At 63.4% G+C, this 20989-nt stretch carries 14 protein-coding genes and 4 pseudogenes; 12 read left to right on the top strand and 6 right to left on the bottom strand.

The features are described 5' to 3' along the window. Positions 1-52: 52 nt before the first annotated feature. Complete coding sequence (locus GVL12_RS02595) at positions 53-1051, bottom strand: tripartite tricarboxylate transporter substrate binding protein (RefSeq protein WP_159911088.1); 999 nt, start codon at positions 1049-1051, stop codon at positions 53-55. 177 nt (positions 1052-1228) lie between these two features. Between GVL12_RS02595 and prpR the strand changes: the two genes are divergently transcribed. From prpR to GVL12_RS02565, 6 genes are all read left to right on the top strand, one after another. Further along, positions 1229-3265 carry a propionate catabolism operon regulatory protein PrpR gene (gene prpR, locus GVL12_RS02590; RefSeq protein WP_159911087.1) on the top strand — a complete coding sequence of 679 codons (2037 nt, stop codon included), beginning with the start codon at positions 1229-1231 and terminating at the stop codon, positions 3263-3265. Between the two features lie 576 nt (positions 3266-3841). Further along, on the top strand, positions 3842-4201 hold the full coding sequence (locus GVL12_RS27010) for a PaaI family thioesterase (protein WP_368855037.1): 360 nt from the start codon (positions 3842-3844) through the stop codon (positions 4199-4201). Between the two features lie 72 nt (positions 4202-4273). Further along, positions 4274-7594, top strand: coding sequence for a carboxyl transferase domain-containing protein (locus GVL12_RS02580; RefSeq protein ID WP_368855036.1), 3321 nt, complete (start codon positions 4274-4276; stop codon positions 7592-7594). A gap of 30 nt (positions 7595-7624) precedes the next feature. Continuing rightward, positions 7625-10078 (top strand): CoA transferase, encoded by a 2454-nt coding sequence (locus GVL12_RS02575; RefSeq protein ID WP_159911085.1) that lies wholly within the window; start codon positions 7625-7627, stop codon positions 10076-10078. Positions 10079-10133: 55 nt separating this feature from the next. After that, positions 10134-11141, top strand: a complete 1008-nt coding sequence (locus GVL12_RS02570; RefSeq protein ID WP_159911084.1) for a tripartite tricarboxylate transporter substrate binding protein — start codon at positions 10134-10136, stop codon at positions 11139-11141. A gap of 48 nt (positions 11142-11189) precedes the next feature. Continuing rightward, positions 11190-12155, top strand: coding sequence for a 3-hydroxyacyl-CoA dehydrogenase (locus tag GVL12_RS02565; protein ID WP_159911083.1), 966 nt, complete (start codon positions 11190-11192; stop codon positions 12153-12155). Positions 12156-12176: 21 nt separating this feature from the next. Here the strand turns inward: GVL12_RS02565 and GVL12_RS02560 are convergent, their stop codons facing one another. After that, the gene (locus GVL12_RS02560) at positions 12177-13259 is read right to left on the bottom strand and encodes a LysR family transcriptional regulator (protein WP_159911082.1); all 1083 of its coding nucleotides are present in this window, start codon (positions 13257-13259) and stop codon (positions 12177-12179) included. A gap of 2 nt (positions 13260-13261) precedes the next feature. On the opposite strand from GVL12_RS02560, the pseudogene GVL12_RS02555 reads away from it, so the two are divergent. From GVL12_RS02555 to GVL12_RS02540, 4 genes and pseudogenes are all read left to right on the top strand, one after another. Continuing rightward, a pseudogene (locus GVL12_RS02555) lies at positions 13262-13741 on the top strand (transposase); the annotation flags it as partial. 397 nt (positions 13742-14138) lie between these two features. Further along, on the top strand, positions 14139-14456 hold the full coding sequence (locus tag GVL12_RS02550) for a type II toxin-antitoxin system PrlF family antitoxin (RefSeq protein ID WP_159911081.1): 318 nt from the start codon (positions 14139-14141) through the stop codon (positions 14454-14456). Then, positions 14456-14914: a type II toxin-antitoxin system YhaV family toxin gene (locus GVL12_RS02545; RefSeq protein ID WP_159911080.1), complete on the top strand. Its 459-nt coding sequence runs from the start codon at positions 14456-14458 to the stop codon at positions 14912-14914. Before GVL12_RS02550 ends, GVL12_RS02545 begins: the two co-directional genes overlap by 1 nt. 26 nt (positions 14915-14940) lie before the next feature. Continuing rightward, positions 14941-15288, top strand: a pseudogene (locus tag GVL12_RS02540) (DUF3742 family protein). Positions 15289-15421: 133 nt separating this feature from the next. Here the strand turns inward: GVL12_RS02540 and GVL12_RS27005 are convergent. Beyond that, a pseudogene (locus GVL12_RS27005) lies at positions 15422-15574 on the bottom strand (transposase); the annotation flags it as partial. A 109-nt stretch (positions 15575-15683) separates the two neighbouring features. Continuing rightward, a protein-coding gene (locus GVL12_RS02530) for an IS5 family transposase (protein ID WP_200843445.1) occupies positions 15684-16476 on the bottom strand; the annotation gives its coding sequence in 2 pieces (ribosomal slippage) (positions 15684-16218 and positions 16217-16476; 795 coding nt in all). Positions 16477-16573: 97 nt separating this feature from the next. Here GVL12_RS02530 and GVL12_RS02525 point away from each other — a divergent pair. Continuing rightward, positions 16574-18013, top strand: a complete 1440-nt coding sequence (locus GVL12_RS02525) for an RNA-guided endonuclease TnpB family protein (protein ID WP_159911078.1) — start codon at positions 16574-16576, stop codon at positions 18011-18013. A gap of 146 nt (positions 18014-18159) precedes the next feature. After that, positions 18160-19227, top strand: a complete 1068-nt coding sequence (locus GVL12_RS02520; RefSeq protein ID WP_159911077.1) for a porin — start codon at positions 18160-18162, stop codon at positions 19225-19227. An 85-nt stretch (positions 19228-19312) separates the two neighbouring features. Here GVL12_RS02520 and GVL12_RS27000 read toward each other — a convergent pair. Further along, a pseudogene (locus tag GVL12_RS27000) lies at positions 19313-19885 on the bottom strand (ABC transporter substrate-binding protein); the annotation flags it as partial. 268 nt (positions 19886-20153) lie between these two features. Next, positions 20154-20861, bottom strand: coding sequence for a GntR family transcriptional regulator (locus GVL12_RS02510; RefSeq protein WP_200843444.1), 708 nt, complete (start codon positions 20859-20861; stop codon positions 20154-20156). Positions 20862-20989 lie beyond the last annotated feature (128 nt).

The following is a 20989-nucleotide window of genomic DNA, read 5'->3' as shown; positions in this document are numbered from 1 at the left end:
AAGGCTGCTGGACGGTGGGGGGCCACCCCACCGAGGGCATCAATCCAGCGGCTTACTGCTCCTGCATGCGGGCTGCCTTAACGATTTCTCCCAGGCGCTTGCGTTCCGCATCGACGAATTTCACGAACTCGGGGCGCGTGCCGCCTATGGGCTCTATGCCCAGTCCCTTGAGCTTGTCCGCTGTGGCCGGGTCCTTCATGGCCTTGTCCACGGCGGCGGCCAGCTTTTCCAGAATGGCGGCCGGCGTGCCCCTGGGAGCGTGAATACCGGCCCAGTGCGCGATCTGCAGATCGGCAAAACCCTGTTCCACGGCCGTGGAGAGCTGGGGGTAGGCCGAGATGCGCTGCGTCCAGGTGGTGGCCAAGGGCTTGAACTTGCCTTCGTGCAGGATGTGGGGCAAGGCGATGATGCTGGCTTCGGAAGTGCCTTCCACCTGGCCGCCGAGCACGGCGGTCGTGCTTTCGGAGCCACTCTTGTAGGGCACGGGCTGCAGTTGGGCGCCGTACTTCACATTCAGCATTTCGGCGACGAAGTGGGGCGTGCTGCCCGTGCCGGCCGTGGCAAAGTTGAAGCCCTGGCCTTTCTTGGACGCTTCCACGAAGTCGCGCAGGTTGTTGTAGGGCGCATTCTTGGGCACCACGATCACCGACGGGGCGAGGCCTATCATCACCACGGGCTGCAGCGCTTCATCCTTGAAGGGCATGCTCTTCTTGATCATGCTGTTGGAGATCACGCCGGCGGCGCTCACCAGCAGCGTATAGCCGTCCGGAGCTGCCTTGGCCACGATGTCGGCGCCCACGGTGCCGCCCGCGCCGGCGCGGTTGTCTATCACCACGGGCTGGCCCAGGATCTTGGAAGCGCCTTCGGCGGCCGAACGGGCCATGAGGTCATTGGCGCCACCGGGGGCAAACGGCACGACCAGGCGGATGGGGCGGGCAGGCCATTGATCCGCCGCGTTGGCGGCATGGGCCGTGCCGCAAAGGCCGGCCAGAGGGGCCATCACGGACAGTGCGACAGCATGGGCAACAAGATGGCGGCGGTGCAGAAACATCGGATCTCCTGGGTTGGTGTAGGTATGGTGCTTCACAGCGCAAGCCGCGTGCCAAGCGTGTTAGTGGTAAACCCTGAATGCTTAAGTCATTGAATTGTTTGGGTTTTCTGTCCATTGCACGGCCTGCGGCGGGTGGTTTCTCTTCAGGAATATTGCATCGATGAAATAATCGATTTCATGAGTGAAACTTTTGGGTTTGATCCACCGCCAGAGCGCGCTGCCCTGGCCGCCGACAGCCGCCACCTGCCGCACATCGTGACCGTGGGGCGCCATCGCATTGGCCGGGTGCTGCAGCGCCTGTCGCAGCTGCGGTCGGAACATGCGCGCTTCACGCATATCGCCGCCTCGTTCGAGGACGCCGTGGCGCAGGTGCATGCGCTGCATCGCCGCGAGCCCATCGATGCGCTGGTTGGCGCGGGGGCCAGCGGCGCCTGGATTCGAGAGCGGGTGGATATTCCCGTGGGCATGGTGGAAGTGCGTGGGCTGGATCTGCTGCAGGCCTTGCGCCAGGCCAAGTTGCAAGTGACCGAAGACGCACCCAATGTGGGCCTGGTGACTTTCGAGGCACCTTCGCCTGTCGTGGCGCAGTTCGACGCCTTGTTCGGCCTGGGCCTGGTGCAGGTCGGCTATCTGGGGCCGCAAGACGCTGCCGACTGTGTGCTCCAGCTCAAGGCGGCGCGCGTGGGCGCCGTGGTGGCGCCGGGCCTGGTGGCGGATCTGGCCGAGCAGTCCGGCATGGCCAGCGTGCTGCTGTATTCGGACAGCTCCGTGCGCCAGGCGCTCAGCGATGCCATGCTGCTGGCCCGCCACCGGCTGGCCGAGCGCGACCGCCACCAGCGGCTGGAAACCGTGCTGGGCCAGTTGCAGGACGGCGTGGTCGCGGTCGACGAGCAAGGCCGCATCCGCGCCCTGAATCCGCGCATGGCCGCGCTGCTGGGCGCGTCGGTGCCGGCGCTGCACGGCCGCCTGCTGGACGAAGTGGCCCCGTCCCTGGGCGCGGCGCAGGCGCTGGCCGGGGGGGAGGGCGGCGAAGAGGTGGTGCAACTGGCCATGCGCACTCTGGTCGTGCGGCGTGCACCGATTGTGGAAAACGGCCTGCTGACGGGCGCGCTGCTGGTCTGCCGCGACCCGGCCGTGATCCAGCGGGCTGACCGCCATCTGCGTGCCGATCAGCGCCAGCGTGGTGCCGGAGTGCGCTGGCGCATCGAGGACTACCTGGGCAGCAGCCCCGCCGCCCAGCGCGTGCGCGCGCTGGCCTACCAGTTCTCGGCCAGCGAGGCCACGGTGCTCATCCTGGGGGAAAGCGGTACCGGCAAAGAGCTCGTGGCCCAGGGCATACACCGCGCCGGCCGCCGTGCTTCCCAGCCGTTTCTGGCGGTGAACTGCGCCGCGCTCAGCGAAAGCCTGCTGGAAAGCGAGCTCTTTGGCTACGAAGACGGCGCCTTCACCGGCGCGCGCCGGGGCGGCAAGACCGGTTTGATCGAGGCGGCCCATACCGGCACGCTGTTTCTGGACGAGATCGGCGATATGCCGCTGGCCCTGCAGTCGCGCCTGCTGCGCGTGCTGCAGGAGCGCGAAGTGCTGCGCGTGGGCTCCACCACGCCGATTCCCGTGGATGTGCGCGTCATCGCAGCCACCCATGCGGACCTGGCGGCCCAGGTGGAGCGCCAGCAGTTTCGCCGGGACCTGTACTACCGCCTGGCGGTGTTGCGCCTGGCAACGCCCACGCTGCAGGCGCGTGGCCCCGCGGATGTGGCCGAACTCGCACTGGCCATGCTGGCCCGGCGCCTGGGCTTGCCGGGCGCCAAGGCCTTGGCCGCATCGCCCCAGGCGCCGCTGGCCGGCTTGCTGGATGCCGTCCTGGTGCATGCGGGTGAGCACCGCTGGCCCGGCAATGTGCGCGAGCTGGACAACTGGGTGGAGCGCCTGGTGGCATGTCAGGACTACCTGTGCGTGGCTGGCGACGGACCGGCAGGCCGGAGCCCGGCGCTGGATGCTGCGCGCCTGCTGGAAATTTTCCCCGAGTGCTCCGCAGGGATAGCGCTGGCCGCCCCGGTGGCCGCGCGCAAGTCCCGGCTCAGGGACGCGGGCCGGCAGGCCGAGCGCGAACGTGTGCGCGAGGTACTGGAGCGCGTCAATGGCGACCAGGGCCTGGCGTGCGAGCTCCTGGGGATCAGCCGCGCAACGCTGTGGCGGCGGATGAAGAAGGCTTGAGTCCGGCCGGCAGCACGTCTCCCGGGACGCGGTTGAAGCCTTCCATGGGAATGCGCGCGCTGCGGCGCATGAGGGTCTTGGTGGAGCACCCATTCGCCATCGACCTGAGGGGCCTGCGCGCCCCACACGCAGCGTTGCGCCGGGGTGCGGGCTGTATCGATCAGCCCCATGTGGATGGTGGCGATGCTGATTTGCGGGCCGTGCCGCCGTGTCTCGGTCATCTCGATGCGTCTCATTGGGCAGGCGGCAGCGGCGGCCTTCGGTGCGGCTGAGCTGGCCAGCGCCTGGCCGCCCACGGCGAAGGCTGCGCGCTCTGCCGGTCTATGCCGAACCGCTATAGCTCTCCAAGAAAGATGTGAATTGTCTCGCTGAAGCGGGAAATCTACTATTCCTGCACCGATTCGTGTAGCTCCAGATCGGCGTGCGGAATCAGTGGGGCTGGGTATTTCAGGCCCACGGATCACGGCAGCTCCTGCCTTTTTTGGAAAGCAGCAATTGAATACCTTGGCCAGCAGTGGAATAAGCGTTGATGCGGATGCGGCGCCCTTGGGCCATTTCGGGCTCGATGTGCCATTCATGCACCACATTGGCCTCGAAAGCATCAGCCTCCAGGGCGACGGCTGCCATACCCGTCTGAAATTGAAACGCGATCTGGTGAACAGCCGCGGAGATATCCACGGCGGCGCCCTCATGAGCGCGCTGGACTTCACGTTGAGCGTCGTTGCGCGTGCGCATGACCCTCTCAACGTGGGCGCAGCGACCATCGACATGAGCACGCATTTCTATGCGCCTGCGGCAGCCGATATCGACGTGTTTGCGGTTTGCAAACGCCGCGGCAAGCGCATCGCCTTTTGCGAAGGCGAGGTCAAGGACGCAGAGGGAAATGTGCTGGCCGTCGCAAGGGCCGTATTCAAGCTGGTCCCGCGCGCGCCATAGCTTTCGTCCAAGGCAATCCACCCCCTTTGCGCTGTAGTCCGCAGCGACATCCTTGAGAAAAAGACCAGGAAAATGATGAAAAGAATTTTGGTTGCAAACCGCGGTGAGATCGCCATCCGGGTCTTGCGCGCAGCCCGCGACATGGGCATTCAAGGCGTTGCCGTCTATTCCCGCGACGATGCGAATTCCCAGCATCGCATCCTCGCGGATGCGGCCGTGGCGTTGAATGGCACGGGGCCCGCCGCCTATATCGATATCGACGCCATCATCGCCGCAGCCCAAAGCCAGGGTTGCGACGCCATTCATCCAGGCTACGGTTTTCTGAGCGAACGGTCGGATTTTGCCCAGGCCTGCGCTGAAGCTGGGATTACCTTCATCGGCCCGGCGATTGAACACCTCGCCCTGTTCGGCGACAAGGGCACGGCGCTGGCACTTGCGAAGGAATGCGAAGTTCCCGTAATGCCCGCGACGCACGGCGGCGCGACGCTGGAAGAAATTGACCACTTCTTCGACGCACAAGGCGGTGTGGGAATCGTCATCAAGGCGGTGGGCGGCGGTGGCGGACGCGGGATGCGGGTCGTCAAGACGAAGGCCGAGATCCCGGCGCTCTACGCGCGCTGCCGTTCCGAGGCGATGTCGGCCTTTGGCGTCGATGCGCTGTATGCGGAGCGGCTGGTCAATCGTGCGCGCCATATCGAGGTGCAGATCGCCGGAGACGGCGTCCACGTTGTCGCCCTCGGCGACCGGGACTGCACTTTGCAGCGCCGCTTTCAGAAAGTGGTCGAGATTGCGCCAAGCCCCGTGCTCACGGCGGACCTGCGCGCGCGCATTCTTGCGGCGGCGAAGAAACTGGCTTCCAGGGTGAAGTACCAAAGCCTTGGGACTTTCGAGTTCCTGGTCGAGGAAGACGAGAGCGGTACGCAGACCGACTTTGTCTTCATCGAGGCCAACCCGCGCCTGCAGGTCGAGCACACGATTACCGAGCAGGTCACGGGCATCGACCTGGTTGCCTTGCAAATCGGACTGGCCCAGGGGCGCAGCCTTGAAAGCCTGGGCATAGACCCGGCCAACCCGCCGCAGCTCAAGGGCTACGCCATCCAGGTGCGCGTCACGGCCGAATCCACGGACGCGGCCGGGATGGCGCGTCCAGCCCATGGGCGCCTGGAGCGTTTCGACCCGCCGGCCGGCCCGGATGTGCGGGTGGATACGCACGCCTACAGCGGATATTCTCCCGCGCCGGCCTTCGATACCTTGCTGGCCAAGCTGATTGTCTCCAGCCCCAGCGCGGACTTCACGAGCGTGGTCCGGCGCCTGCGCCGCAGCCTGGCCGAATTCAGAATCACCGGAGTGCCGACCAATATTCACTTGTTGAGTGCACTCGTTGGGCGTGAAGACTTCGAAAAGCAGCAAAACCATACCCGTTACCTGGAATCGATTCTTCCCGAACTGGTGTGCGCCGCCGCACTGCTCAAGAGCCAGCAGGAGGCAAAGGACGCGCTGATCGGTGAAATGGGCCGCCAGGCAAGCGCGCCATCGGTGGCGCTGCAAGCCGTGCGCGAGCAACTGCAGGAGGGGCAGGTCGCGACCTATGCGCCGCTGAGCGGGCGCATCGTCGAAGTGTCCGTGGGCGTGAATGAATCGGTGCGGCAAGGGCAGCCCATCGCGGTCATCGAGGCGATGAAGATGGAGCACTCCATCGTCGCGGAATTTAACGGGCGCGTGATGGAAGTCCGGGTCACCAAGGGGGAGCAGGCGGCGGAAGGCGACGTCCTGGTCGTGCTGGAGCCCGAGAGCGGCAGCGCCAGCACGGCAAGCGAAAGCCAGGCCATCGATCTGGAGGCCGTTCGGCCCGACCTCCAGGCGGTTCTGGACCGCCATGCCGTGCTGTATGACGCGGCGCGGCCTGACGCCGTGGCGAAGCGGCGCTCGCGGGGGCAACGCACCGCCCGGGAAAACCTTGCCGACCTCTGCGACGACGACACCTTCGTCGAGTACGGTGCCTTGGTCGTGGCGGCGCAGGCGAGCCGCCGCACCAAGGAGGACCTGATCGCGAATACGCCGGCGGACGGCATCGTGACCGGCATAGGCAACATCAATGGCGCTGAATTCGGCTACGAACGCTCGCTCAGCGCGGTCATGGCCTACGACGCCACCGTGCTGGCGGGTACCCAGGGAAAACGCAACCACATCAAGACGGACAGGCTGGTGGAGCGCGCGCGCCGGGATGAACTGCCGTTCGTGCTTTTTGCCGAGGGCGGCGGCGGCCGGCCGGGCGATGTGGACTTTCCCTTCGTGTCCGGTCTTTACCAGCCCTCGTTCGCCGCGCTGGCCGAGCTCAGCGGCGAGGTTCCTCTGCTGGGCATTGTCTCGGGGCGCTGCTTTGCCGGAAATGCGGCCTTCCTGGGTGTCTGCGATGTCATCATTGCCGACAAGAGCTCCAACATCGGCATGGCCGGCCCGGCGATGATCGAAGGCGGGGGCCTGGGCATCTTCAAGCCCGAAGAAGTCGGGCCGGCATCGGTGCAATTCGCGAACGGTGTCATCGACATTCTTGTCGAGAACGAGGCGCAGGCCGTTGCGGCCGCAAAGCACTATCTCTCCATGTTCCAGGGCCGGGTGAAGGACTGGTCTGCGCCGAACCCGCTGGCGCTGCGCCATGTCGTTCCGGAAAACCGCCTGCGTGTCTACGACAGCCGCAAGGCCATCGAAGGGATTGCGGACGTGGGCAGCGTGCTGATGCTGCGCTCAGGCTTTGGCCACGGCATGCACACGGCGCTGGCGCGCGTCGAAGGGCAGCCGGTGGGCATCATCGCCAACAACCCGCAGCATCTGGGGGGCGCCATCGATGCCGACGCCGCGGACAAGGCGGCGCGCTTCATGAATCTTTGCGATGTCCACGGCCTGCCCATCATTTCCCTGATCGATACCCCGGGCTTCATGGTCGGCCCCGACGAGGAGGCCAAGGCCCAGGTGCGTCACGTCTCGAGAATGTTCGTGACCGCGGCGAAACTCAGGGTCGCGATACTGGCGATTGCCCTGCGCAAGGGCTATGGCCTGGGCGCCATGGCCATGGCGGGAGGGGGGTTCCGTTCTTCGAGCTGCTCCGTGTCCTGGCCCACAGGCGAGTTCGGCCCCATGGGCCTGGAGGGCTCGATCCAGCTGGGATTCAAGAAGGAGCTCGAGAGCGTTCCCGATGGTCCGCAGCGGCGCGCCCTCTACGACCAGCTGGTGGCAAGGGCCTACGAGCGCGGCCATGCCATCAATGTGGCATCCACCACCGAAATCGACGCCGTCATCGACCCGGCACAGACCCGGACCTGGATACGGCAAGGCATTGCATCCGCGCCACTGCGCGCCGGCCGTGCCCGCCGCTCCTTCGTCGATACCTGGTGAGCCCTCCACACAACAAGCGGGATACTGACTGTGACCAAGGTTGAACCATCGGGCCAGCTCGCCCTGGCTGGAATACGGGTGCTTGAAATAGGCACGGGCTCGGCCCTGGCCTATGCGGGCAAGCTCTTTGCCGACTTTGGTGCCGAAGTCATCAAGGTGGAAGACGCCGACGGTGACGAACTGCGCAACTTCCCGCCCTTGCTGAAGAATGCCGGCCAGGCGCCGCAGAGTGCGCTCAATGCCTGGCTCAACACCAACAAGCGCAGTGTCACGCTGCGCGGCCAGGGCATCGAGGAGCATGCCTGGCTGTCGCGCCTGGCCATGACATGCGACGTGGTGCTCGACGCCCGGGCGCTGCGCCAGGGCGTTGAAATACTGGGCCGTCCGGTGTGCCGCCGAAGCGGTGATATCGAAGGCGCGAAAGTACCCATCGAGGTGTATCTCACCTGGTTCGGCGAAAGCGGACCCTACAGCACGTTCATGGGCTCGGATGCGGTGTGCCGGGCGCTGGCCGGAGCGGTCCACGGCAGCGGCGCGGTGCAGGGGCCGCCGCATCTGCCGCACGACATTCAAACGGGAATCGTCGCCGGTCTGGGGGCGTTTTCCAGTGCCATTGCCGCCTTGCTGGGCGCGTCCGACGGCAGCCGGCGTTATGTGCTGAGCATCCATGAGACGGCTTTCACGCTCGTCGAGATGGAAGCCGGCATGGTCCAGGACGGCCGCCATCCGCTGTCACGGCTGGGCGTCAATCGCTTCTGCACCACCCATCCGGGAGGCATCTACCAGACCAAGAAAGGGTGGATCGGTCTTTTTGCGCACACCTTGCCCCAGTGGTCTGCACTGTGCGTGGCCCTTGGCCGTGCGGAATTCGCCGATGACCCTCGCTTTGTCAGCGGCCCGACCCGGATCACGTACGCCGATGAGATAGACGAGTTCCTGCAACCGGCGCTGCTGACCAGAACGGCCAGCGAATGGTTCGAGCTGCTGGGAAGCGTCAAATTTCCGGCCGTTCTCGTTCCCACGATGGACGAGTTGCTGGCGCAAAAAGTGCACCGCGAACGCCATGCATTTGTTCCCATCGAAGCCGGTGCCACCCGTTTCGAAGGCGTCGGCGTTCCTTTTCCCCTGGGCGACGCGGGGCCGCTTCGGGGCGGAGCCGCTGCACAAAAAGCTGCGGACAACGATTACTACCGCACAGATGCCGCGTTGGCTTCGGAGCGAGGTCGGACAAGGGCGGCCGAGGGCTTGCCGCCGCTGCGCAAGACAAGAGTCATTGACCTCACGATGGGATGGGCCGGGCCTTTGGCCGCGCGGACGCTGGCGGACTTTGGCGCCGAGGTCATCAAGGTGGAGGGGACGCAATATCCCGATTGGTGGCGAGGCACCCATTTCACCGAGGAGTTCTACCAGGACCGGCTCTACGAGAAGAACTCCAACTTCGCCTTGATGAACCGCAACAAGCTGGGCATCACGCTGGACCTGACGCATCCGCAGGGCCGGGAGGTCCTGCTCCAGCTGGTGAAAACCGCCGACATGGTCATCGAGAACTATTCGACCGAGGTGCTGCCAAAGCTGGGCCTCGATTACCAATCCCTTTGCAAGGTGAACGACCGGCTGGTGATGGTCTCCATGCCGGCATTCGGCATAGGCAACGAATGGAGCCGCGTACGCGCCTATGGCGGCACGCTGGAGCAGGCGAGTGGCTTGCCGCACCACACCGGCTTTGCGCACAATCCGCCGTCTCTCACATCGTATGCCTATGGTGACCCGATAGGGGGGTGGAGCGCAGGAGCCGCTGCGCTGCTGGCATTGCTGGTGCAGGCGCGCACGGGCAAGGGCCGGCATGTCAATCTTTCGCAAGTGGAATGCATGCTTCCCTTGGCCGCGCCTTTTCTTGTCCAGCAATCCCTGTGCGGGAATACCAGCCCACGCCAGGGAAATGCCCACCCCGTTTTCGCGCCGCACGACATATACCGCTGTGCCGGCGAGGACGCGTGGCTTGTGGTCAGCGTTGCCAACGACGCCCAGTGGAAATCCCTGGCGCAAGTCTTGCAGGCGCCTCAACTCAGTCTTGACCCTGCGTTGTCGGGTGTGGCGGGGCGGCGCGCCCTGCGGGAAAAGATAGATGCCGCGATTTGTGCCTGGACGCGCGGGCGGCCGGCAGACGAGGCCATGCGTTTGCTGCAGTGCGCCGGTGTCAGTGCGGGCGTTGTGAAACCGGTATGTGACGTTCTGCAAGACCCCCATTTGAGAAGCCGCGGCTTCTTCAGGAAGGTGCATCGCGAGCACCTGGGCGAGTACCTGGCGACCACGCCGTGGTTTCGCGAAATGGAACAGCCGCTGGACATTTCCCGGGTGGCGCCGACGCTTGGCGAGCATAGCCGCGCGGTGTTTTCGCGGGTGATCGGGTTGACGGGAGAGCAAGTGGATGCGCTGGAGAAAAGCGGGATAACGGGGACGGTGGCCACGAAGAAGCGCGCCTAGCCGCCCCATGGTTTTCGAGGCAGTTTCAAGTCAATAAACTTTAAGGAGACAAAACATGCACAAGTTCAGTTCGCGCCGTGAATTCCTGGTCGCTTCCGCAGGTGTTGCCGGGGCAGCGATGCTGCCCCTGGCGTCGTCCACGGCCCTTGCCCAGGATGCAAAGTGGCCGGCAAAAGTCATTCGCATCGTCGTTCCGTTTCCGGCCGGCTCCATCACCGATACGATGGCCCGAATGCTTGCCAACGGGATGGCAAAGTCCCTGGGCCAGCCGGTGATCATCGACAACAAGGGCGGCGCCAACGGCTCCATTGGCGTTGCCGAGGTCGCGCGGGCTGCACCCGATGGCTATACGCTGCTTGCCACGAACAGCAGCAGCATTACCGTGAATCCATTGATTTACAAGAACTCTGCGTACAAGGCCAGCAGCCTTGCACCCATCACGGTGGTCCTGGATGCGCCGTTCATCCTCAACGTGAACGCCGAGTGGGCGAAGAATAACGCCATCAACTCCGTGCAGGATCTGATGGCCTACGCCAAACGCAAGCCCTCAGAGCTGACCTACGGTTCGGGCGGATCGGGCAATCTTGCCCATCTGGGCTATGCGATGTTGAGCAACAGCGCGAAGATTCAAACCACGCATGTTCCCTACAAGGCGGCATCCCAGGCGAGCATGGCCGTCATGGCAGGTGAGGTGAACAGTTCATTCGACACCCTGGCAAGCATTCCGCATATTCTCTCGGGAAAACTGAAAGCCTTGGCGGTCACCTCGTCCGAGCGCCTGGCGCAAATGCCCGACGTGCCCACGATGGCCCAGGCGGGATTTCCGGATATCGACGTGAGATTCTGGTTGGGCCTGCTCGCTCCCGCTGGCACACCGCCTGCCATCATTGAAGAGATCTACGCCCATGCCAAACTGGCCATGGCGGCACCCGCTGCCAACGCGGCACTGGGTGCGCAGGGCGCGGTGGTCATGCAAAGTCCGCAAGATTTTGCAGATCGCATTGCAACAGAGACAAAGCAGTTGGTAGAAGTGATCAAGCGAGAAAGCATCTCGCTCGATTGATCGGGCGGAGTTGCGGACGGCCTGTGCCGTAAAAGTGGAAGGAAAAGTATGAGTCATTTCAAGAATGTCGCCATAGCGGGTGGCGGAAGCATTGGCGTTGCTTTTGCTCTGCAATTTGCCCGCGCCGGGAAAGCCGTCCGGATTTTCGAGCAGTCGCCTGAGCGCTGCGCCTTGATTCCCGGCGAAATCGGCGCAAGGCTGGAGATGCTCGGCGCTGCAGGCTTGCTCGAAGGCGAGGCCGGGGTGGTTGCCGCACGCATTCAGGTCACGCCCGAACTGCACAGCGCAGTGGCGGATTGCCATCTCGTGGTGGAATGCGTGCCGGAAATCGTCGATATCAAGCGCGAACTCTTTGCGCAGCTCGAGCGCCATGTGGGGCCCGATGTCCCGTTGTGCAGTGCATCGTCCGCGCTGCCGGTATCGCGCTTTTGTTCGGAACTCGCCACGCGCCAACGCTGCCTGATTGCGCACCCGGGCAATCCGCCCTACCTGATTCCAGTGGTGGAACTGGTTCCCGCGCCGTTCACGGATGCGGCCGTGGTGGCGCGGTGCACCTCCTATTTCCAGGAGGTAGGCATGAGCCCTGTCCTGGTGAAGCATGAAGTGGAAGGCTTTGTTTTCAACCGCTTGCAGGGCGCGTTGCTGCGGGAGGCCTATTGCCTGGTACGCGATGGCGTGGCGTCGGTGGAAGATGTCGACAAGGTCGTTCGCGATGGATTGGGCCTGCGCTGGTCCGTGATCGGCCCGTTTGAAACCGTGGACCTCAACACGCGCGGCGGCATCGCTGCCCATGCGCAAAAGATGGGCCCTGCCTATCAGCGCATGGGCCAGGAGCGTGGTCAGAACGACCCTTGGACCGATGCGCTGGTGCAAGACGTGGCGGCGCAACGCCGGGCGGTTCTGCCGCTGGACCAGTGGGAGGCACGCGTTGAATGGCGCGACCGGCAACTGATGCAGCTCGCAAAAATGCGCAAGGCGCGCGCGGCCAACGACGACGCAGGCACGTCCGGCTAGCTGGCGCATGCAGGCCGGCGGTCAGGCGTCCTGGGCAAGCCATTCGACCCCGGCATCCGCGAACCCCAGCACGATGGGCTTGAGCAGGCCGACCAGCTCGGCGTGCAGGGCCTTCACCGTATGGGGGTTGCGATTGATCACGGGGCTGCCGACGATGATCGTACGGCGCAGATGCGGCGTGATGATGGGCGCTCCCACCAGGCGCCTGGCCTTGAGCATGGGTGTGATCGGCATGACGGGCAGGATGGTGAACCCGACGCCGCGCTCCACCAGTTCCAGGAGAACGGCCGTGCTGTCCGACTCCGCAACGAGATTCAATTCGGCGCCGATGATGGTGCAGGCCCGGTCAATCACATTGCGCAGGCTTTCGGCTTCGGGCACCACCAAGGGCATCCTGGCCACGTCCGCCAAGTCCACGGGGGTGCAGGGAGATAAGCCCGAGCTTGGCAAGCCCACGACGTACAGGGGCTCGCGGAATACGGGGGAGGTATGCAGCAGCTCCGATTGCAGGTAGTCGCCCATGAGGCAGATATCGAGCTTGCCGTGCTCTAGACCGTCCTGCAGGAAATCCGTGAAGCCCGTGGCGATGCGTACCTTCAAATCCGGGTATTGGCGTCTGAGCGATATCACCAAGGGCCCGGCCAGCGTGGTGGCCAGGCCGGGCAGCATGCCAATCGACACCGACCCCATCAGATTCGCCGCTGCCGCGCCTATGTCCGCCTTGGCCTGGTACAGGCCCTGCAGTGAAACCCTCACTTGATCGACAAAGCGACGGCCAGGCACGGTCAGCACCATTCCCAGTCGATTGCGCTCGAACAAGGGCGTGCCCAATTCCTCTTCAAGTTGCCGAAGCTGTCTCGATAGCGCCGGCTGAACCACATGCAAAAGCTCCGCCGCCCGCGTCAGGCTGCCGGTTTCGGCGATGGCCAGGATGGTCCGCAACTGTCTTATATCCACTGTCACCCCGCTTCGGTCTGCTGTCACTGTCCAGGCAAGAGGTGAATTGTGTCGCAGAAGCGGGGAATCCACCATGCCGCAGGCGGCATCGCAGATGAGCCTGTCAGAAATTTTGTGTGTAAGGCATAACATGTCATCCAGGAGCATGAATGCCACGCAAGACAAAAACCACCGCTGCGGCGGACAAGGCGGCGCAGCCGCAATTCTCAGCCGAGCTGCTCGAGCAGCTCATCCCCGGGCCGGTTACGCCGGCCGAGCTCGAAGGTATCTTTCAGCAGTTCAAGAAGTCTGTTCTTGAGCGCGCCCTGGGGGCCGAGATGAGCCATCATCTGGGCTACGCGCCCGCACAGCCCAAGCCCGAAGGGGCCAGCGCCAACCACCGCAACGGCAAGAGCACCAAGACGTTATTGACCGACGCCGGCACCCTGCGCATTGATGTTCCCCGTGACCGCGAGGGCACGTCCCAGCTCATTGGCAAGCACGAGCGCCGCTTCACCGGCTTTGACGACAAAATCATCGCTATGTACGCACGCGGCATGACGGTGCGCGAGATTCAGGGCTTTCTGGCCGAGATGTACTCGGTGGACGTTTCCCCCGATCTCATCAGCAGCGTCACCGACGCCGTGATTCCAGTCTTGGGAGCATCTGCGAAATGCCAGCGGTGCTCGCATCCACTGGATGTTCTCTACGGACAAGGCCAGGCAAAAGCTGGGCAAGGCCTATCCTGTACCAACTTGCGGCAAACCGTCATAACCTCTGTGCAGAACTACTAGTGAGGGCCTTTCCCCCTGCACTCCATTCCCTTGCCCTTTCGGCCATTTGGCCTTCAACCATTTGGGTATAGGGCGTGGGGCATTGACCGTCCACGGCCAATGCGGGGTTCAGCGGGCCGGATTGATGCGTGAAGGCGCGCTGTTCCCGTCCTGCGATGGGCCGACTCTTGGACTCAGGAGGGAGCCATGAGAACTCATATTGATCAGGTAAGGAATATTCCTTACGATGGGCATCGCTATGAGGAGAACGGCCATGCCTGCCATTCATGAAGTTGCCACCCTGACCTCCAAAGGCCAGATCACGCTGCCCAAGCCCATCCGGCAGGCGCTCGGTGTCGATGCCGGCGGCAAGATTGCGTTCGACCTGCGTGGTGCAGAAGTCGTCGTTACCCGCGTCGATGTCGAAAACGAAGACCCCGCTATTGGCGCATTCCTGAACTTACTGGCCCGCGATATCGAAGCTGGCCGGAGCGTCCATGGCCTGCCCGAGGATCTGGCCCGCGCCATGCTGGAGCAGGCGGGTCACGGCGTGAATCTGGACGAGGAGATCGACGGGGACGTGGCGCTCTGATGCAACGGCACGGCTGGACGCTGCTATTCCACGACTGCGTCATCGAGCAGTTGCAGAGGCTGCAAGCAGCCACAAGACGCGCGCAGGAGAACGATCCGAAGGGCTTCGAGTCCAATGCCAGCGTCAAGCTCTTCCGGGCCTTGAGCCAGTTGATGCTGGATGTGGTGCCGAGTGATCCGGCGCGCGACGAATACCGCCAGGGCAATACCCTGGGGCCGGCCCACCGCCATTGGCGACGGGCCAAGTTCGCAAGGCGGTTCCGGCTGTTCTTCCGGTACGACTCAAAGGCGAAAGTCATCGTGTACGCCTGGGTCAACGACGAGCAGACCTTGCGCTCGTCGGGTAGCCAGTCAGACCCCTGCGCCGTTTTTGAGAAGATGTTGGGGCGGGGCAATCCACCAGACGACTGGAACGCATTGGTACTGGCAAGCAAGCAGGATTGGAGCAAGCCGGGATAGCTCTCCCTGTGCAGCAGGAGACGAGCATGAGCACGACAACCCGCATCAGCACCGCATAACGGCCTGGCCGTGGATGGCGCGTCTATGCGCGCGGAGAACGGCGAGTATCGAACTGGTTGGCATCCAAGGGTGTGCCTTTGGCTGGCGCTACCGTGCTGCTGTGGTTGGTCAAGTTGGCCGTGCTCGGTGTGCTTCTGTACACCACCTTCTGGCTGGCTCTGCTGCTGGTGTTCGCAATGGCTGCCGCTTGGATGGTCCGCAACGCTGATCTGGATGACGAGTTACCCGAGCCAGAATGGCGAAACGGACCTGCGGGATTTGGCCTGTACACCTATGGCGGTTTTCGCATCGATCCGCATGTCGAGCATGACTAGCAGCGCTCACTTCTTCGACACGGCGTTGCACCTCTTTTACCCCCTGCAGCCTTGGCATCTCCTGTGGCCCCAGCGAGGCCTTGAAAAGCCCCAGCCTGCGGGCATGTTCTTCTGTCCCCTGCGCGTCCACACAGGCCCGCACCGTCTCCAGCGTAGCGCCGCCCTCGCTCCCCACAAAGTAGGCCCGGTGCCAAAACAAGGGCTTGCTATGGAAAGGCGCCAAATGCGCGGCAAAGCGATTTCTGGTGCGCCGGGCACTGGCTGTCTTGAGGTTGTTGATCAGCACCGAAATATCCAACTCAAGCACTTGGGGCGAGAGCGTCTTGTGCCGGTATTTCGTCACAAAAACGATTTGTAGCTCGATGTTAAAAACAGCGGGAGAGCTAAGAACGTGTTCAAAGTCTTTTGAGCAAGAGCGCCAAGAATGCCAGATGCAGGAACTGCAAGCTGGTGTTGATCCAGCGCTCGCAGTTCTTCCACAATCGCCGATTCTTTTCCAGCCACGCAAAGCTGCGCTCAACAACCCAGCGCTTGGGCATCACCTTGAAGCTATGCAACTCACTGCGCTTTGCTATCTGCACAGTGACATGCTCGCCCAGAATCTCGCGCACGCCCTGCGCGAAAGGCTGACCCACATAGCCGTTGTCGCACAGCACACTTTGCACACGAGCGAGCCCAGACTTGCAACGACCAAGCGCCTGCAGTGCTCCCTTGCGATCCGTCACTTCAGCCGTAGTCACCGCCACTGCATGCGGCAATCCTTGGGTGTCCACTGCAATATGGCGCTTGATGCCAGACACCTTCTTGCCCGCGTCATAGCCCTTCAGGCCTGCCGTATCCGTGTTCTTCACGCTCTGCGCGTCCACGATCAAGAGCGTGCTGCAGGCGTTGCGCCCCAGTTTCTCGCGGGCCGCGCCAACCTGATTTTTTTAAAGCCTGCTCCAGCAGGCTGCCACCCTCGCGCGGCTCGCTCCAGATCGCAAAGTACGAGTGCACCGTGCGCCATTTGGGAAACTCCTCGGGCAGCATGCGCCATTGGCAGCCACTGCGCAGCAGGTACAGCACCGCGCAGAACACCTCGTACAGGTCCACTCGCCTGGGGCTGGTCTTCTTTCGCGCGCTTTCCAGCAGCGGCTTGATGATCTCGAATTGTTCGCGACTGATGTCACTTGGATAGCTTTTTCTCACCCCCTGAGCTTCTCATACCTCGGAGACTTTGAACACGTTCTAAGGGTTGTTACTTTTCGTGCTGGCGCCTTACTGATTTCTCCACGAGCATGGCGACATGCAGATCGGCCATCGTTTTCGCTGCTATCCCACGCCTGCGCAGGCACAGACCCTGCTGCAATGGATAGGCTGCCAGCGTTTCATCTACAACGCCAAGGTGGGCGAAGACCGGTATTTCAGGCGTTTTGCACGCAAGTCCCTGGCACACACGGGTCAGTTCGCGCCCGTCGATCAGCAGTACAGCCATTTCAAGACCGAGCTCACACCTTGGCTGTCCGAAGTGCCCAGCCAGATTCTGCGCAATGGCGCGGTGCTGTGGAAGCAGGCCTACAGCCGTTATTTCCGCAAACTCGGCGGCCGGCCCACGATGCACAAAAAACACGGCAGACAGGCTGTCTGGCTGACGTCCGAGCTGTTCGAGTTCAAGCCTGTCGTGGACAGGGCCACGGGAGAAATCACTGGCCACCAGCTGTGCATCGGCACCAGAAAACATCCCGTGGGTGTGCTGGCATTCAAGGCGCACCGGGCCTGCCAGCCGCCCGCTTCATTGCACATCAGCATCCATGCCGGCCAATGGCATGTCTCGTTCAATGGCGACGATGGCCTGATGGAGCCCAGCGACAAGGAAACCACGGCCTGGCTCATGCAGTTCGATGCGCCAGAGCTGCTCGCAATGACCCTGGGGCTCGATCGTGGCGTGGCCCTGCCACTGGCGGGCAGCGACGGGCAGCAATTCGATTTTTTACCGATTCAGGTCAAGCGCCTGGCCGCGCAGGAAAAACACAGAAAGCGCTGGCAAAAGCGCCAGGCCCGCAGAACCAGGGGCTCCAGCAACTGGGTCAAGGCCAGGCGCAAGGTGGCACGCTACCAGCGCTATGGCGCTGATGCGCGCCGGGAGTTGGCGCACCAGACCAGCCATGTCCTGGCGACAGACACGCGCTACAAGCTGTTTGTCTTTGAGGCGCTGAAGATCAAGAACATGACCCAAAAGGCCAAGCCCCAACAGGACGCGCAAGGCCGTTGGCTGCGCAATGGGGCTGCGGCCAAGTCCGGGCTAAACAAAGCGATTCTGGCCTCTGCCTGGGGCCGGACCCAAGTGTTTTTGCAATACAAGGCGCGCCGCCAGGGCAAGCTGGTGATAGAAGTGCCGGCGTTTTATTCTTCGCAGGAATGCGGCGCTTGCGGCCACATTCACCAGGGCAACCGGGTTTCCCAATCCGGTTTTGTCTGTCAAAGCTGTGGACACACTGCACATGCCGACCACAACGCGGCAAGCGTCATTGCCGGGCGCGGGGTCAGGCAATTGCTGGCGGGCAAGAGTGTCGAAAAGGAGAAGAAGACCTGCCGGATCGCAAGACAGAAGGTAGGGGTGGAAGGCTCCGAACCGGGTGTAGAAATGCGCCCTACGCTTGGTGAGACTGGGGTAAGTCGCTGGGGTGGCAACACGCCGGCGCACTGGTCTTTGACCCAAGAAACCCCCGCTATAACGCCTGTTTAGCGGGGGGAGTCTTCATTGGACTTGGCCAGGGGCTGATTGCACAGTCGCAACCGTTGATACGACCTCGGCACCTTGCCGGCTGATGCCGGTGCTGGTCGGTCGGCAGTGCTTTTTTCAACATGCCCACTACCAAGAAAGTTCGGTTGATGAACTACAAGAAACCACTGACATTTGCGCTCGGTTTGTTGGCTGGCGCCAGCTTTGCCCAATCTTCCCTGACCGTGTTCGGCGTCGTCGATAACGCCATACGCAATTCTCACAGCACTGGCGCAGGCAGCGTGACCACCTTGGCCAGTGGCGCGTATTCGAGCAGCCGCTACGGTATTCGCGGGCGCGAGGATCTGGGCGGCGGCCTGGCCGCCTCGTTCTGGCTGGAGTCCTTTCTCAGTGCCGATTCCGGCACCGTCTCACCCGCAGGTTTCCAGCGTCGATCGACGGTCAGCCTTTCCGATCGCAGCTACGGCGAATTGCGCATGGGGCGCGACTACACGCCCTCCCATTCCAACTGGGCGCGCTTCGACCCCTTCGGCTATGTCGGCCTGGGGTCGGTCCAGCTGTTCTCGCTGGCAGCCCGCGGCAATACACCCGTGACAGCGGCGTTTGGCACTGCCCCGAATACAGTGCAGCGCATCAAAAATTCCGTACAGTACCTCCTGCCATCGAACAGCTGGGGTCTGGAAGGCGGCTTGATGTACGCCTTCGGCGAACGAGGTGCCGCGGCCGACAACCTGCACAAGGGCATGGGGGGACGGCTTGGCGTCAAGTTCGACAATGTCTTCATCTCGGCGGCACACATGCGCACGCGCAACGCGTTGACGCAGCTGGGCGCTTTCAAGGACTCGGCGCTGGCGGCATCATGGGACGCCTCGTTCGCGCGATTCACGGCCGGCATCCGGCGCCTGCAGTACGCAGATGCGCAGCAGAACAACTACCTCCTGTCGGCGCGCGTGCCTTTCGGCGCGCAGGAAGTCAAATTCTCCTGGAACCGCGCCGATGCGCGTGGCCGTGCAGGCGGGGTCGCCATCTCGGCCAACGATGCCGACCAGTTCGCTCTGGGATACGTTTACCACCTGTCCAAGCGTACCCGTGCCTACACCACGGTCGCCATGCTCCGCAACAAGGGCGCGGCCGCTTATGCGGTGCCCGGCGCACCGGTAGTCCAGCCTGGCGGCAGATCGCGTGGCATCGAGCTGGGCCTGAACCACGAGTTCTGAACGAGGCCCGCAGCGCGACCGATGGCGCAGCCGGCTCCACGCCTTTGAGGTAGTGCAGCACCGCCGAATAGGTGCCGGCCTGGACCATCGTCGGCATCTTCTTTTTCTGGGCCAGAAAGCGCTGGGACCAGGCGCGCGATTCGGCATTGCGGTCCCAGTAGAAACCATCGGTCAGATACATGCCCTTGGTGGATTTGAGGCCCAGGCCGTGGATGTCGGTGATGTGGATCAGCGATGCGGCAATGATCTGCTTGGGGGTGACGCCGAAGCTGGTCACCTGTTTGACAAAGTTGGCGGAGTCGCCAGCAGCATTGGCCATGCCGATCACATCGGCCTTGGAGGTTTGTGCCTGCACGATCTGGGATGCAAATTCAATCGCCCCCAACGGGTGCTTGGCCGAGCCAACCACCTTGCCGCCGGCCGCCTTCACCGCGTCTTCGAAGCCCGCGCGCAGCGCCTTGCCGCCCGCGTAATCGGCCTCGATGAAAAACCAGTTCTTGTGACCTGCCTCGGTGATGGCGCGTGCTGTGCCTTGCCCTTGGGAGTATTCGTCGTAGGCCCAATGCAGGGCAGTGGCCATGCAGTCTTCATTGGTGATGCGCAGCGATGCCTGGCCGGTGGGAATCACCACCTTGTTCTTCTCGGCCGCCAGATTCATGGCGCCATCCCTCACCGTGCCGCGCAAGCGGCAGGAAATCCCTTCCCGTGAAACGCAACAGGGGGTCGCGACAGGCCGCGCAGGTTTCCCGGCAAGTCCATGGTGGCGCAGGCACGGCCAGGAGAACATCGTCTGAAGCGATGATTTTTGGGGCTAGGCTGCTTGAGCGCAGGCGCTGCGGACGCGGGCGTGCCGCTGCGTGCCGGCCCCCGGCAGCAGCAACTACATCCGTGCGGGTTCAGGCGCGGCCGGCTTAGGCGCGGCCGGCTCAGGCGCGGCCGGCGTCTGCCTGCGCCTGCTTGCGCGTGATCTCGTCACGCACATTGCGCACATGGGCCATGCCCGCCGCGTCCGCCCCCGCCTCATCGCCGCCGATCACGGCCTTGCTGATCGCGCGGTAGTCGGCCAGGCGGATTTTCTGCAGTGCCGGCAGCCGGTGCTGGGCGTACACGATAGGCATCTGGATGGACGGAAAGAGCCTGCGCAGTTCGCGGCTGCCCGCGGCATCGAGCAGGGCGCGGTAGAAGTTGCGGCGCGCACGCGCGAAGGCGTCCGCATCCTGCTCCTTTTCCGCGGCGATCAGCCGCTGCAGTCCTGCCTGGATGGGTTGGGGTGAATGCCCGGCGCGCACGCCCTGCGCGGCCGTGCGCGCCAGCAAGCCGGTCATGCGCTCCGCCACGTCGAGCACATGCATGGTCTCCTGGATCGTCAGGGACTTGATGGTCGCGCCCTTGTGCCGCAGCACATCGACGATGCCATTGGCCGCCAGGCGTTGCATGGCCTCGCGCACCGAATTCCTGCCCACGCCGAACTGGATGGCCAGATCCGCTTCCACCAGGCGCTGGCCGGGGACAAAGCGCTGGACCTCCAGGCCGTTGAAGATGCCGAAAAAGACTTCATCAGCCGCACTCGCCACGGTCTGTGGGCGAACGTCCTGCGCGTCTTCGGGGGCATGGTGGATGGTTTCAGTGGTCACGTGTCTGCATTCCTGTGGGGGCGCGGAAAGTGTACACAGGCGGCCAGGCATCGGAACCTGCTTCATGCAATTTGTTGGTGTATTTTTGTTTTCAATATTGTCCTACAATGTTGAAAGCATTCAGCCAT

Source organism: Pantoea sp. 18069, from assembly GCF_902706035.1.
Lineage (GTDB): Bacteria > Pseudomonadota > Gammaproteobacteria > Burkholderiales > Burkholderiaceae_C > Comamonas.
Note: the sequence above shows the minus strand (reverse complement) of the source record. Positions and strands in the feature narration are given on the sequence as shown.

Excerpts from the sequence above, each read along its gene's own strand:
- GVL12_RS02525 (WP_159911078.1), top strand. The coding sequence starts at position 16,574 with ATGCAGATCGGCCATCGTTTTCGCTGCTATCCCACGCCTGCGCAGGCA.
- GVL12_RS02545 (WP_159911080.1), top strand. The coding sequence starts at position 14,456 with ATGCAACGGCACGGCTGGACGCTGCTATTCCACGACTGCGTCATCGAG.
- GVL12_RS02570 (WP_159911084.1), top strand. The coding sequence starts at position 10,134 with ATGCACAAGTTCAGTTCGCGCCGTGAATTCCTGGTCGCTTCCGCAGGT.
- GVL12_RS02520 (WP_159911077.1), top strand. The coding sequence starts at position 18,160 with ATGAACTACAAGAAACCACTGACATTTGCGCTCGGTTTGTTGGCTGGC.
- GVL12_RS02595 (WP_159911088.1), bottom strand. The coding sequence starts at position 1,051 with ATGTTTCTGCACCGCCGCCATCTTGTTGCCCATGCTGTCGCACTGTCC.
- GVL12_RS02565 (WP_159911083.1), top strand. The coding sequence starts at position 11,190 with ATGAGTCATTTCAAGAATGTCGCCATAGCGGGTGGCGGAAGCATTGGC.
- GVL12_RS02550 (WP_159911081.1), top strand. The coding sequence starts at position 14,139 with ATGCCTGCCATTCATGAAGTTGCCACCCTGACCTCCAAAGGCCAGATC.
- prpR (WP_159911087.1), top strand. The coding sequence starts at position 1,229 with ATGAGTGAAACTTTTGGGTTTGATCCACCGCCAGAGCGCGCTGCCCTG.
- GVL12_RS02560 (WP_159911082.1), bottom strand. The coding sequence starts at position 13,259 with ATGCTCCTGGATGACATGTTATGCCTTACACACAAAATTTCTGACAGG.
- GVL12_RS27010 (WP_368855037.1), top strand. The coding sequence starts at position 3,842 with ATGCACCACATTGGCCTCGAAAGCATCAGCCTCCAGGGCGACGGCTGC.
- GVL12_RS02580 (WP_368855036.1), top strand. The coding sequence starts at position 4,274 with ATGATGAAAAGAATTTTGGTTGCAAACCGCGGTGAGATCGCCATCCGG.